12 protein-coding genes are annotated in these 12,465 nt (G+C 45.4%); 7 read left to right on the top strand and 5 right to left on the bottom strand.

The annotated features are described in order from the left end of the window. Positions 1–9 precede the first annotated feature (9 nt). The 6 genes from hemB to mvaD are packed head-to-tail and all read left to right on the top strand — an operon-like array spanning position 10 to position 5,869. Positions 10–1,020, top strand: coding sequence for a porphobilinogen synthase (gene hemB / locus AKG33_RS04190; RefSeq protein WP_012030845.1), 1,011 nt, complete (start codon positions 10–12; stop codon positions 1,018–1,020). After that, complete coding sequence (gene aroE / locus AKG33_RS04185) at positions 1,017–1,799, top strand: shikimate dehydrogenase (RefSeq protein ID WP_050707985.1); 783 nt, start codon at positions 1,017–1,019, stop codon at positions 1,797–1,799. The genes hemB and aroE overlap by 4 nt, the downstream gene beginning before the upstream one ends. 13 nt (positions 1,800–1,812) lie before the next feature. Beyond that, the gene (locus tag AKG33_RS04180; protein WP_012030843.1) at positions 1,813–2,850 is read left to right on the top strand and encodes an Mrp/NBP35 family ATP-binding protein; all 1,038 of its coding nucleotides are present in this window, start codon (positions 1,813–1,815) and stop codon (positions 2,848–2,850) included. Positions 2,851–2,874: 24 nt separating this feature from the next. Further along, positions 2,875–3,441 carry a dCTP deaminase gene (gene dcd / locus AKG33_RS04175; protein WP_012030842.1) on the top strand — a complete coding sequence of 189 codons (567 nt, stop codon included), beginning with the start codon at positions 2,875–2,877 and terminating at the stop codon, positions 3,439–3,441. Positions 3,442–3,488: 47 nt separating this feature from the next. Next, complete coding sequence (fumC, locus tag AKG33_RS04170; RefSeq protein WP_012030841.1) at positions 3,489–4,874, top strand: class II fumarate hydratase; 1,386 nt, start codon at positions 3,489–3,491, stop codon at positions 4,872–4,874. A gap of 8 nt (positions 4,875–4,882) precedes the next feature. Next, positions 4,883–5,869 (top strand): diphosphomevalonate decarboxylase, encoded by a 987-nt coding sequence (gene mvaD / locus AKG33_RS04165; protein WP_012030840.1) that lies wholly within the window; start codon positions 4,883–4,885, stop codon positions 5,867–5,869. On the opposite strand, the gene AKG33_RS04160 is transcribed toward mvaD, so the two are convergent. From AKG33_RS04160 to lpsA, 5 genes are all read right to left on the bottom strand, one after another. Continuing rightward, positions 5,796–7,199, bottom strand: a complete 1,404-nt coding sequence (locus tag AKG33_RS04160; RefSeq protein ID WP_012030839.1) for an MFS transporter — start codon at positions 7,197–7,199, stop codon at positions 5,796–5,798. The two genes, mvaD and AKG33_RS04160, sit on opposite strands and share 74 nt — an antisense overlap. 9 nt (positions 7,200–7,208) lie before the next feature. After that, positions 7,209–7,967, bottom strand: a complete 759-nt coding sequence (locus AKG33_RS04155) for an SDR family NAD(P)-dependent oxidoreductase (RefSeq protein ID WP_012030838.1) — start codon at positions 7,965–7,967, stop codon at positions 7,209–7,211. Between the two features lie 135 nt (positions 7,968–8,102). Further along, complete coding sequence (locus tag AKG33_RS04150) at positions 8,103–8,864, bottom strand: transporter substrate-binding domain-containing protein (RefSeq protein ID WP_050707984.1); 762 nt, start codon at positions 8,862–8,864, stop codon at positions 8,103–8,105. A 138-nt stretch (positions 8,865–9,002) separates the two neighbouring features. After that, positions 9,003–10,598: a peptide chain release factor 3 gene (locus AKG33_RS04145; RefSeq protein WP_012030836.1), complete on the bottom strand. Its 1,596-nt coding sequence runs from the start codon at positions 10,596–10,598 to the stop codon at positions 9,003–9,005. A gap of 88 nt (positions 10,599–10,686) precedes the next feature. Then, complete coding sequence (lpsA, locus tag AKG33_RS04140) at positions 10,687–11,643, bottom strand: O-glucosyltransferase LpsA (RefSeq protein ID WP_012030835.1); 957 nt, start codon at positions 11,641–11,643, stop codon at positions 10,687–10,689. 149 nt (positions 11,644–11,792) lie between these two features. On the opposite strand from lpsA, the gene AKG33_RS04135 reads away from it, so the two are divergent. Beyond that, positions 11,793–12,458, top strand: a complete 666-nt coding sequence (locus AKG33_RS04135; protein WP_012030834.1) for a Bax inhibitor-1/YccA family protein — start codon at positions 11,793–11,795, stop codon at positions 12,456–12,458. Positions 12,459–12,465 lie beyond the last annotated feature (7 nt).

The following is a 12,465-nucleotide window of genomic DNA, read 5'->3' as shown; positions in this document are numbered from 1 at the left end:
AGGCAGGTCATGCAAATTATTCCTACTCATTACCCGGAAACACGAAAAAGAAGAAATCGCCGTCAAGAATTTTCTCGGCGACTCGTGCGTGAAAGTCATTTATCCGCGCATGATTTAGTATTACCCGTTTTCGTTGCCGAAGGAAAAGGCGTGCGCGAACCAATTCCTTCAATGCCCAATACGTTCCGTTTAAGCATTGATGAATTATTAAAATTGGTAGCAGAACTGCGCGATTTAGGCATTCCGGCAATTGCGCCCTTCCCCCACATTACTCAAGATAAAAAATCGTTAGATGCGGCTTATGCTTATGATGAAAACGGTTTGGCGCCGCGCGCGATTCGGGCGGTTAAAGAAGCGTTTCCGGATTTTGGTATTTTTATTGACGTTGCCCTCGATCCCTACACCAGCCACGGTCAAGATGGCGTTGTTGATGATAACGGCTACATTCTCAACGATCCCACCATCGAAATCTTAATTAAACAAGCTTTGCTTTATGCGCGCTGCGGTGCAGATTATGTTGCGCCGTCAGATATGATGGACGGTCGCATTAAAGCCATTCGCCAAGCTTTTGAAGAACATGGTTTTGTTAACACTGGCATCATGGCATATTCAGCTAAATATGCGAGCAGTTATTACGGTCCATTCCGCGATGCCATTGGCTCATCAGGAAACCTTGGTAAAGCCGATAAATATACTTATCAAATGGATCCCGCAAACACCAATGAAGCGCTGCACGAAGTTGCAATGGATATTGCCGAAGGCGCGGATTTTGTGATGGTAAAACCGGGCATGCCATATTTAGACGTTTTGCAACGCGTTAAAGAACAATTTGCATTCCCGACCGCGGTTTACCAAGTCAGCGGTGAATACGCAATGCAAGAAGCCGCTTTTGCGCACGGTTGGCTGGATCGCAATAAAATCATTTTAGAATCTTTACTGGCATTTAAACGCGCCGGCGCCGATATGATTTTCACTTATCACGCCGTTGCCGCCGCAAAATTATTGCAACAACAAAAATGACGTTTCGCTGCGCCGTTTTGGGTAATCCGATTGCTCATTCTCGCTCGCCACAAATTCATGCCGCATTTGCTCAAAAATACGGCATAAATTTGTGTTATGAGCGCATTTTAGTTACCGCCGACAATTTAGCGGCAACAATTGAAGCATTTTTTATCCAAGGCGGACGCGGTTTAAACATCACCGCGCCTCATAAAATCGCCGCCTACATGTTGGCAAACAAAGCCACGGCATACGCGCAGGCGGCGCAGGCGGCAAATACGTTGTGGTATGAAAATCACACGCTTTATGCCGACAATACCGATGGCGCCGGTTTTATTCATGCGCTTAAAAACGTGCATCATTATTCTTTTGCCGATAAACGCATTTTAATTTTGGGCGCCGGCGGTGCGGTGCGCGGTTTATTGTTGCCGTTATTGCAAGAACCGATTGCCGCGCTCGATATTCAAAACCGCACTTTGGCAAAAGCTCAAGCGCTGATTGAAACGCACCGAAAAACTCAAAATATTGCGCTTCACGCTTACGATTTTCATGCACCCAGCCCTCAAAAATACGATCTCATTATTAACGCCACCAGCACAACAGATTTACCGCTGCAAAATCATTGGATTGCCGATGCCGATCGTACTTTTTGCTACGAACTTGCTTACGGCGCGCCCAGTTCTTTTTTAGCGTGGGCAAACGCGCGTTGTCATTGTGCTGATGGCGAAAGTATGTTGCACAGCCAAGCGTGGCTGAGTTTTCAGCGTTTTTTTGCGCCAGAACTCGCCTCATTTCAATAATGCCGAGAAACAAATGACTTCTTTATTATCCACCGTTCAACAATTCATTGACCCCGAAATCAATTGCCCCGTTTTTGCCGACGCGCAAATTACCGGCGATCACAATCATCTTTTTATTGAAACCGGTTTCCCTTGTACTTTAGAACACAAACGTTGGCAAACCATGCTCGCCGCGCAATTTAACGTTGCCGCCGTCACGTTTACCCAAAATATTGCTACGCATTCCGTGCAAACCAATTTAAAACCACTGGCAAATGTCAAAAATATTTTGGCAGTGGCATCGGGCAAAGGCGGCGTGGGCAAATCAACTGTTGCTATTAATTTAGCCATCGCATTGCAACAACAAGGCGCGGCGGTGGGCATTCTTGATGCTGATATTTATGGGCCCAGCGTGGCAAAAATGCTCGGCGGCGCGCAGCGTCCCCAAACGCCTGACGGCAAAATGATTACGCCAATTATGCGTCATCAAATACAAAGTTTATCCATGGGCGATTTGCTCGATGAAGACAGCGCCGTGATTTGGCGCGGGCCGATGTTGACGCAAACGCTCGTTCAATTATTGCGCGAATGTCAGTGGCAGGATTTGGATTATTTAATCATCGATTTGCCGCCGGGCACGGGCGATGCACAATTAACGTTGGCGCAACAAATTCCCGTCTCCGGCGCGCTCATTGTCACCACGCCGCAAGATATTGCGTTGCTTGATGTCAAAAAAGCAAAAACAATGTTTGATAGAGTGCGCATTCCGGTTTTAGGTTTGGTGGAAAATATGAGCGTTTTTCATTGTCCGCATTGCCACGGCACAAGTTATATTTTTGGGCAAGATGGCGGCAAAAATTTAGCCAAACATTATGACTTGCCGCTACTTGCCGCTTTACCGCTCGCGGAAGAATTTTGCCAATTGGGCGATTTGGGCACACCGTTAACTGCCGCAAAACCGCAATCACCTTTAGCAAAACCTTATCAAACAATGGCTTATCACGTTGGCTATCGTTTGGCACAGCAGAAAAAAAACGATGCGGCTGTTTTCCCCAAAATTGTTTTGGAATAATTGCGCTTTTCGAGGAAAAGTCATATGAGCATTAAAAACGATAAATGGATTCGCCGCATGGCAGAACAACATAAAATGATTGAACCGTTTGCGCCGCATTTAGTATCGCGCTGCGATGAGCGTTCTATCATTTCTTACGGCACTTCGAGTTATGGTTATGACGTGCGCTGTGCCGATGAATTTAAAATTTTTACTAATATCAATTCTGCCATTGTTGATCCCAAACAATTTGATTCCAAAAGTTTTGTAGACGTGCAAAGCGACGTTTGCATTATTCCGCCAAACTCGTTTGCGCTGGCGCGAACGATTGAATATTTTCGTATTCCGCGCGACGTATTAACCATTTGTTTAGGAAAATCAACGTATGCGCGCTGCGGGATTATTGTGAATGTAACGCCGCTGGAGCCCGAATGGGAAGGTCACGTTACTTTAGAATTTTCTAATACTACGCCGCTGCCGGCGAAAATTTACGCTCATGAAGGCGTGGCGCAATTATTATTTTTGCAAGCTGATGACGTCTGCGAAACGTCTTATAAAGACCGCAAAGGAAAATATCAGGGGCAAACCGGCGTAACTTTGCCGCGCGCATAACCGTTTTTTTTCCGCTGTTTTAAATGTAATTTTTTTAGGAAAGTACAATGAAGACCAGAACAGAACGCGATACGATGGGCACGATTGAAGTATCAGAAAATGTTTATTGGGGCGCGCAAACGCAACGTAGTTTTGAAAATTTCAAAATCGGCAGCCCGATGCCCAAAGCCGTGATTGACGCTTTAGCTTTGGTGAAAAAAGCGGCGGCGATAACGAATTCTTCTTTAGGACGATTAGGTGCGCGCGAAAAAGATTTGATTATTCAAGCCGCTGACGATGTTTTAGCCGGTAAACTCGACGATCAATTTCCGCTGGTGATTTTCCAAACCGGCTCCGGCACGCAAACTAATATGAATATGAACGAAGTACTCGCCAACCGCGCAAACGAATACGCTGGACAACCGCGCGGCAGTTATCAACCCGTTCACCCCAATGATCACGTCAACCACGCGCAATCAACCAATGATAGTTTTCCCACGGCAATTCATTTAGCCGCCGCCCGCGCCATTAACAGCGATTTGATTCCGGCAATTCGTCAACTGCGCGATACTTTGGCAGCCAAAGCAGCAGCGTTTCAAGATATCGTTAAAATCGGGCGGACGCATTTACAAGACGCCACCCCGCTTACTTTAGGACAAGAATTTTCCGCGTTCGTGCAACAATTGGATAACGCTTTAGCGCGCTTGCATAACGCTTTGATTTATCTTTATGAATTACCATTAGGCGGCACAGCGGTCGGCACGGGATTAAACAGTCACCCTGATTATGCTCAAGGTGTGGCAGAAATTTTGGCGCAATTAACGCAATTGCCTTTTGTCAGCGCACCAAATAAGTTTGAAGCATTAGCCAGCCGCGATGCTTGCGTTTTTGCTTCTGGTAGTTTGAAAACATTGGCAGCGAGTTTAAATAAAATCGCTAACGATATTCGCTGGTTGGCGAGTGGACCGCGCTGCGGTTTGGGCGAAATTCGCATTCCCGAAAATGAACCCGGAAGTTCCATCATGCCTGGAAAAGTCAATCCCACTCAATGCGAAGCGCTCGCGATGGTTGTTTGTCAGGTTTACGGCAACGATACTTGCATCGCGATGGCTGGCGCATCAGGCAATTTTCAATTAAACGTTTATATGCCGGTGATTGCGAGCAATTTATTGCAATCTATTCAATTATTAGCCGCCGCTTGTCACAGTTTTGATGAACATTGTGCGCGCGGCATTGAACCGAATCGGGAAAAAATCGATTATTTTCTCCATCATTCGTTGATGTTGGTCACCGCATTAAATCGTCATTTGGGATACGAAAAAGCGGCAAAAATCGCAAAAACCGCGCATCAAAAACAACAATCCTTAAAAGAAACGGCGATTGAATTGGGTTTTTTAAGCGCGGAAGAATTTGATCAATACGTGCAACCTTCAGAAATGATCGCGCCGAAATAAGGAATTTTATGCATTCGGCAACCGCTTTTGCGCCAGCCAATATTGCGCTGGCAAAATATTGGGGCAAACGCGATGCGCAGCTTAATTTGCCAACTAACGGCAGTTTATCGATTTCGCTGGCTCATTTAGGCACAACAACAACCATCAGCGCCGGCGAACGCGATCAATTGTATTGCGATCATCGCTTGCTGCCGCCGGATACGGCTTTTGTGCAAAAAGTGTGGCATTTTATTGATTTTTGCCAACCCAAACGCCCGCCGCTCGTCATTCATACCCAAAATAATATCCCCACCGCTGCTGGTTTAGCGTCCAGCGCTTCGGGTTTTGCCGCGTTAACGTTGGCATTAAATGATTTTTTTCAGTGGTCATTATCACGGGAACAATTATCACAAATCGCGCGCCGCGGCAGCGGCAGCGCTTGCCGGTCGTTATGGCAGGGTTTTGTTTATTGGCAAAAAGGGGAAAAAGCTGACGGCAGCGATTGTTATGCCCGTCCGATTGCCAGCGATTGGCAAGATTTGCGCCTCGGCATTATTACGATTGACGCGGCGGCGAAAAAAATCTCTTCGCGGCAAGCTATGAATCATACCGCGGCGAGCAGTCCATTATTTTCAAGTTGGACGCAGGCTGCGGAAGCGGATTTAAAAGTGATTTATCAAGCCGTTCTTGATCGGGATTTTTTAACGCTTGCCCAAACCGCGGAAGCTAATGCGTTGATGATGCACGCCAGTTTACTGGCGGCGCGTCCGGCGATTTTTTATTGGCAACCGCAAACGCTGGCAATGCTGCAATGCATTTGGCAGGCGCGCGCGGAAGGGCTCGCCGTCTATGCCACGCTCGATGCCGGCGCCAATGTGAAATTGTTATACCGCGCGCAAGATGAAGCGGAAATTGCCTCAATGTTTCCGCAGGCGCAACTCATTAATCCTTTTCAGACGGTAACAAGTTCTGCCCGTCATACGGGTGAAGACGCGCAAAAACCCAGCTTGAAGTAAACGTGATGCAGCCGATGACGATAAAAGTTAAACGAAAAGCGAGATGTAAATCGTCCCCGATCCATTGGCTGCTGCGAAATCCTGTTAATACCGCGGCGCCTAACGTAATCCCCATACTGATGGAAAGCTGTTGATCAACGGCAAGCAAACTATTGCCGCTGCCGGTTTGATAAATACGTAAATCCGCCAGTGAAATCGTATTCATAGAGGTAAATTGCACGGAATTGCTCAATCCGATGCCAGCGAGTAAAGGCATTAACAACCACGGCGAGGTGTGCGGCTGCGGCAACGCTAAACTCATGATTAATATGCCGATTAATCGCGTGTTAATGATTAATAGACGACGATAACCAAAATAGCTGATTAAAGGCAGCGTCACCATTTTGCCAAACATTGCGGCAAAAGCGATCGGCATCAGCATCCAGCCGGCGGCGCTCGCGCTGTAACCAAAAACCACTTGCAATAATAAAGGTAACAAAAACGGCACCGAACTCATGCCCAAACGGCTCACTAAATTGCCGGAAAGTCCCACGCGGTAAGTGCGCACTTTAAATAAATTTGCCGCATAAAGCGCATCGGGATTGCCGCGCGCGTAATGCCAATATCCGTAAAAAGACACGATACCCAATAAAGCGGTTAATGATGAAAACAATTTTCCGGCGGGGTGCAAAACGGTTTCCATTGCCAAACTAATACCCAAAGCGCCGCCGGCAAACAGTAAAAATCCCACAATATCCAAACGCGGATTTGCCGCACCCGTAAAATCCGGCATCACGCGATGCGTGGCTAAAATTGCCAAAATACCAATCGGTAGATTAATTAAAAAAATCCAACTCCAATGCGCGTATTCCACTAAATAACCGCCTAAAAGTGGGCCAATAATGGGACCAATTAATGCCGGCATGACGATTAAATTCAGCATGGAAACGATTTGATTTCGCGGATAAGCACGCATCACAACCACGCGCGGCACCGGCGATAACATCGCTCCGCCCATGCCTTGAATCATGCGTCCTAAAACTAAAAAAGTTAAACTCGGTGCCGCCGCGCATAACACCGAACCGACAACAAATAACAACATTGCATTGGCAAAAACTTTCCGCGTTCCATAACGATCGCATAAATACCCCGACAGCGGCATTAGTAATGCCACCGTCAAAGCGTACGCAACAATGGCAGATTGCATACTTAAAGGCGATTCATGCAAACTGCGCGCGATGCTGGGCAATGCCGTGTTTAAAATCGTGGTATCGAGCATTTGCATGAAAATGGCAAGCGTGAGTAAACAAGGTAAATAGCGCGATGGTTGTTGAGTTGCCGGTTCCGTCATCATAATTTTTTAACACGCCTCATCTTTTTTTGCCACGGTTAATCCGGCAAACGTTTGTGCAACCGGCATCACTTCCAAACGATTGATATTGATATGCGCCGGCAATTCAATTAGCCATACGATAAGCTCTGCAATATCTTTGCCGGTAACGTTATCAAAACCGCGATAAAGCGCGTTGGCGCGGTCGTGGTCGCCGTAAAAACGCACGTGTGAAAATTCGGTGCCGCCGATAATGCCCGGCTCCAAACTGGTTACCCGAACCGCGGTGCCAATTAAATCGGCGCGCAAATTCATACTAAATTGGCTGACAAATGCTTTACTTGCGCCGTAAACATTGCTGCCGTAATAAGCATATTGACTGGCGGTGGAGGATAAATTGATGATTTGCCCGCGGTTTTTTGCCACCATTTGCGGCAATACTTTATGCGTCATGCGCACCAATCCTTGAATATTGGTTGCAATCATTTGTTCCCAATCAGCCAAACGGCTTTCATGAGCCGGCGCTTGTCCCAAAGCAAGTCCCGCGTTATTGACTAAAACATCAATTGCGCGCCAATCTTCGGGCAAACGTTCAAAAGCGGCATTTAACGCATCGGCATCAGCAATATCAAAAGGAAGCGGGAAAAAAGCATCTCCCAATTCTTTTTGCAACGCTTGCAAACGTTCGGTGCGCCGCGCGCAACCGATCACGCGATGCCCTTTAGCAACGCATAATTTCGCCGCTTCCCAACCAAATCCTGAACTGGCGCCGGTAATTAATACGATCATGACGATACTCCTTTATTGATTGATTTATTATGATTGAAGCGAAATTGTCGGCTGTTCATTGCGGGGTTGCAAGTAAAACAATAAAAACGCCGTTTAAAAAAACGGCGCTTCTTTTAAAAATGATGTTTGAAAAAATTATGTGCGATTGGGATACCATTTTTTGGTTAACGCATCGATGGTGCCGTCTCTTTTGAGTTGCAGCAGCGCATCATCAATTTTTTTCTTCAATGCTTGATCGCCTTTGCGCACGGCAATGGCATAACTTTCGGGTTCGGTTGAACGATCGATAACCGCTTTTAAATTATGCTGTTTGTAACGATCGGCGAAATTCAACATATAAGCATCATCACCAACGGCGGCATCAGCTTCGCCTTGAATCACTGCTTTAACCGCCAAAAAAATACTTTTTGCCGGAATAACGCTACCGGTGCCCTCTTTTTGAATTTCTTTTATTTTTTGTTCATGATTCGAGCCCGTCCACACGCTGACTTTTTTATTCGCTAAATCTTGTATGGTTTTGATCGAATCATCTTTGGTAATAAAAGCAAATGGATTGGCGCGGAAATAAGGTGTTGTAAAATCAAATATTTGTTGCCGTGCAGGCGTTACGCTGATGGTTGCCATCGCTAAATCCGCTTTTCCATTTTCCAAAGCGGTTAACGTATCGCCGAAATTTGCCACAAATTCTTCTTTCAAATCCAATTGCGCTTGTTCAGCGATTTTTCGGATTAATTCCGTTTCAAAGCCGGTGGGACTGCCTTTTTCGTCCATATAACTCACCGGCATTAATTCGGGATAGTTGCGAATAATGCGGTAAACATCAGCCGCGCAAAATAAAGACGCGCCACAAGCGATAGAACACAATGCCCCACGAAATAAAGTTTTTAAAAACGGCATAGAATCACTTCCTTAATAAAACCATTAAAATCAACGCATAAGCACTAAGAGCCCATGCGTTTGGGGCGCTATTATTCTCTCAAAAAACCTAAACTTCAAACAAAATTATGTTAATGAACAGGAAATAGATCAATCGCATTATTGTGCTAAGTGATCGCGCGTTTGTGAAAAAACAATATCCGGAAAACGTTCCTGCGTCAGCTGCAAATTCACGCGACTGGGCGCGATATAAACCAATTGCTCGTAATGATCGTGGGCTAAATTTGCCTGATTTTTATCGATAAATTGCTTTAACGCTTTATCATTGGGCGCCTCAATCCAGCGCGCCGTCGCCACCGCCACCGATTCGAATTGGCATTTCACGTTATATTCTGTTTCCAAACGTTGTTGCACCACTTCAAATTGCAAAACGCCGATGGCGCCCAAAATTAAATCGCTGCCAATTAATGGTTTAAAAAATTGCGTGGCACCCTCTTCGCATAATTGCGCGAGTCCTTTTAATAACGCTTTCATTTTTAACGGATCTTTTAACTGCACACGGCGGAATAATTCCGGCGCAAAATCGGGAATACCGGTAAATTGCAATGATTCGCCTTCGGTAAACGTATCGCCGATGCGAATCGTGCCGTGATTGTGAATACCGATAATATCGCCGGCAAATGCTTCCTGCGCGTGTTCGCGTTCTGCGGCTAAAAAAGTTAACGCATCAGGAATTTTCACTTCTCGCCCCAAACGCACTTGCCACAATTTCATGCCGGCACGAAATGTTCCCGAATTAACGCGCATAAACGCGATTCGGTCGCGGTGTTTTAAATCCATATTCGCTTGAATTTTAAACACAAATCCCGTTAATTTTTCTTCCTGCGGCGCGACTTCGCGCTCGGTGGTTCGATGCGGACGCGGCGGCGGCGCTAATTGCGCAAAATCCGTTAACATTTCTTCCACACCAAAATTACTGATCGCTGAACCAAAATAAACCGGCGTCAATTCGCCGCGCAAATATGCTTCATGATCAAAAGGATTGCCGACTTCACGCAAAAAATGAATTTCTTCGCGAAAATCGTCAATGATATCCGGCAATAAAGTATCCAAACGCGGATTATCCAATCCCACAACGGTTTCACCGTGATTAATGGAAGCGCCGCCTTTGCCGGTGGTATAAAAATAAACGGTATCACGCGCTAAATGATAAATTCCTTTGAGTGAGCGCCCCATGCCGATCGGCCATGTAACCGGCGCGCATTGAATATGTAATACGCGCTCGATTTCATCGAGAATTTCCATGGGTTCGCGCCCGTCGCGGTCGAGTTTATTAACAAATGTAAAAATTGGCGTAGTACGCAGGCGGCATACTTCCATTAATTTGATCGTGCGCTCTTCTACCCCTTTGGCGCAATCGATTACCATCAATGCCGAATCAACCGCGGTAAGCGTGCGATACGTATCTTCTGAGAAATCCTCGTGCCCCGGTGTATCCAATAAATTGATAACTTTGCCGTGATAAGGAAATTGCATGACGGAACTGGTAACCGAAATCCCGCGTTCCTGCTCCATTTTCATCCAGTCAGAAGTGGCGTGATGTGCGGCTTTTCGTCCTTTAACGGCGCCGGCTAATGCAATGGCACCGCCGAAAAGCAGTAATTTTTCAGTTAATGTTGTTTTTCCGGCGTCTGGGTGCGAAATAATGGCGAACGTGCGCCGGTCGCGCCAATCTTGAGAAAGTATGTCTGACATGATAATCCTAAAAACGATAAACCTAACTGCGCAAAAAACCGCAACTTATCAAGCCGTTTGCGCCAATAAGGCGGCGTATTCTAACGATTTACTGCGGTTCCAGCAAAGAAAAATACTTTTTCATCACCAATAAAGCCGTCCACAATTCTGTTTCAGGACGGGCAAATTGACTCATCCACTGTTGCGCGTTTTTAATGATTGCTTCGGCAGCTTCGGGATAACGTTCAAAAAATAATATTTGTTCTTCCAAATCGGCGAAATCATCGCGCAGTTGAACGTAATGCACGCCGGCTTGCAAACGCCCTTCCATCATCCACGTTTCATACCGCGGCGCCGGCATCAAACATAAAGAATTTGAAGCCATAATCCACTTTAAATTGGTAGCAACATCATTGCCTTCCAAACTCAAAATATAGCGATATTGTAATTGCCGTTTTACGCTCATAAATTCGCGGTGATAAGGTTTTGCTGCCGAACGCGCGTGAATGCAACCAACATCGCACAAAGGGTGTTGATGAAAATGTTCCAAAAAACGGATTCGGTGATTTTGATGCGCGGCACCGCGCCAAACGAGTTGCGATTTTTTCGCGCGAAACGGCAGCCGGTCGGGATAAAGATAAAAATGGCGAACGCTGTCGAGTTTGAGTAACACGGCGTTTTCATTATTTTTTGTAATGGGACGACTTTTGACGAATTGCGGCAATTCCGGAATCGTGGTGACATCGCCAAATTGCGCAGAAAAACGTTGTTCCAACGGAAAATAACGTAATAATGCTTTTAAATCATAATAATAAGAAGACGGTTTTTGCCGCGGAAAATGGCAAACGCGGGGCGCAGTTTCCGGCAAGAAAAACGGTTGCGACAGTGCATTGTAATAATGAACGCGGTTTTCAATGGCGGCGCGGAGTTCTGCCGGTGCGCGTTCAAAACGTTCCAGCTCTGCCGCCGCAGATTTTGCTAACCACGCTGGCGGCAATAAGCCTAAATGCGCGTGTTTTACATAAAATTTAATTTTATGCCATTGTCGATGACATTTTTCCCACATTTTTTCTTCCTTTTTTCAAGGTTTTTACCACAAAAAATCGCATTTTTTTTGCTATTTCTGACCGATAAAAAATACATTTTTTCTCTTTACAATGAACCGGATCCTGCTAGAATCAAAACACTTTTCATTCAAACCAATAAGGAAAAAAAATGAATTTTGAATCTCAACGAACCGTTCAATCGTTTGACCGCGATGGCGTGCTCGCGCGCAATAAAGTTTTGCGTCAAACCTATACTTTACTCGGCATGAACGTTTTATTCAGCGCTTTTTGTGCTTATATCGGCATGCTTTTAAAAGTCAACGTTCCGTTTATCGTTTCTTTGCTCGTTATTTTGGGTTTGCCGATGGCGATTTCTGCAAAACGCAACAGCGGCGTTGGCATTGTTTTATTGTTCGTATTAACTGGATTTTTGGGTTTTTACGTTTCTAATTTATTGAGTATGCTCATTGCGGTTGGAAGATCTGCAGTAGTCGTGAAAGCTTTAATCGGCACGGCGGTTATTTTCTTTTCTTTGTCAGCTTATGTGTTATTGAGCGGTAAAGATTTTTCTTTTTTAGGCGGATTTTTATTCGTCGGCATGTTAATCGTTCTTTTAGCTGCTTTGGGCTCAATGTTTTTCGGCATGACGTTACTCAATATTGTTTGCTCTGCGCTCTTTATTTTGATCTTTTCGGGTTATGTTTTATACGACACCAGCCGCATTATTAATGGCGGTGAAAGTAACTATATTATTGCCACATTAACCTTATTCATGGATATTTTTAATATCTTTTTGCATTTAATCAATCTGATTTCAAGCTTTAGTGGCGAATAATCGCTTT

Origin of the sequence: Dichelobacter nodosus (assembly GCF_001263335.1) — a bacterium.
GTDB lineage: Bacteria > Pseudomonadota > Gammaproteobacteria > Cardiobacteriales > Cardiobacteriaceae > Dichelobacter > Dichelobacter nodosus.
Note: the sequence above shows the minus strand (reverse complement) of the source record. Positions and strands in the feature narration are given on the sequence as shown.

Excerpts from the sequence above, each read along its gene's own strand:
- aroE (WP_050707985.1), top strand. The coding sequence starts at position 1,017 with ATGACGTTTCGCTGCGCCGTTTTGGGTAATCCGATTGCTCATTCTCGC.
- mvaD (WP_012030840.1), top strand. The coding sequence starts at position 4,883 with ATGCATTCGGCAACCGCTTTTGCGCCAGCCAATATTGCGCTGGCAAAA.
- AKG33_RS04180 (WP_012030843.1), top strand. The coding sequence starts at position 1,813 with ATGACTTCTTTATTATCCACCGTTCAACAATTCATTGACCCCGAAATC.
- AKG33_RS04155 (WP_012030838.1), bottom strand. The coding sequence starts at position 7,967 with ATGATCGTATTAATTACCGGCGCCAGTTCAGGATTTGGTTGGGAAGCG.
- AKG33_RS04135 (WP_012030834.1), top strand. The coding sequence starts at position 11,793 with ATGAATTTTGAATCTCAACGAACCGTTCAATCGTTTGACCGCGATGGC.
- AKG33_RS04150 (WP_050707984.1), bottom strand. The coding sequence starts at position 8,864 with ATGCCGTTTTTAAAAACTTTATTTCGTGGGGCATTGTGTTCTATCGCT.
- dcd (WP_012030842.1), top strand. The coding sequence starts at position 2,875 with ATGAGCATTAAAAACGATAAATGGATTCGCCGCATGGCAGAACAACAT.
- lpsA (WP_012030835.1), bottom strand. The coding sequence starts at position 11,643 with ATGTGGGAAAAATGTCATCGACAATGGCATAAAATTAAATTTTATGTA.
- fumC (WP_012030841.1), top strand. The coding sequence starts at position 3,489 with ATGAAGACCAGAACAGAACGCGATACGATGGGCACGATTGAAGTATCA.
- AKG33_RS04145 (WP_012030836.1), bottom strand. The coding sequence starts at position 10,598 with ATGTCAGACATACTTTCTCAAGATTGGCGCGACCGGCGCACGTTCGCC.
- AKG33_RS04160 (WP_012030839.1), bottom strand. The coding sequence starts at position 7,199 with ATGACGGAACCGGCAACTCAACAACCATCGCGCTATTTACCTTGTTTA.
- hemB (WP_012030845.1), top strand. The coding sequence starts at position 10 with ATGCAAATTATTCCTACTCATTACCCGGAAACACGAAAAAGAAGAAAT.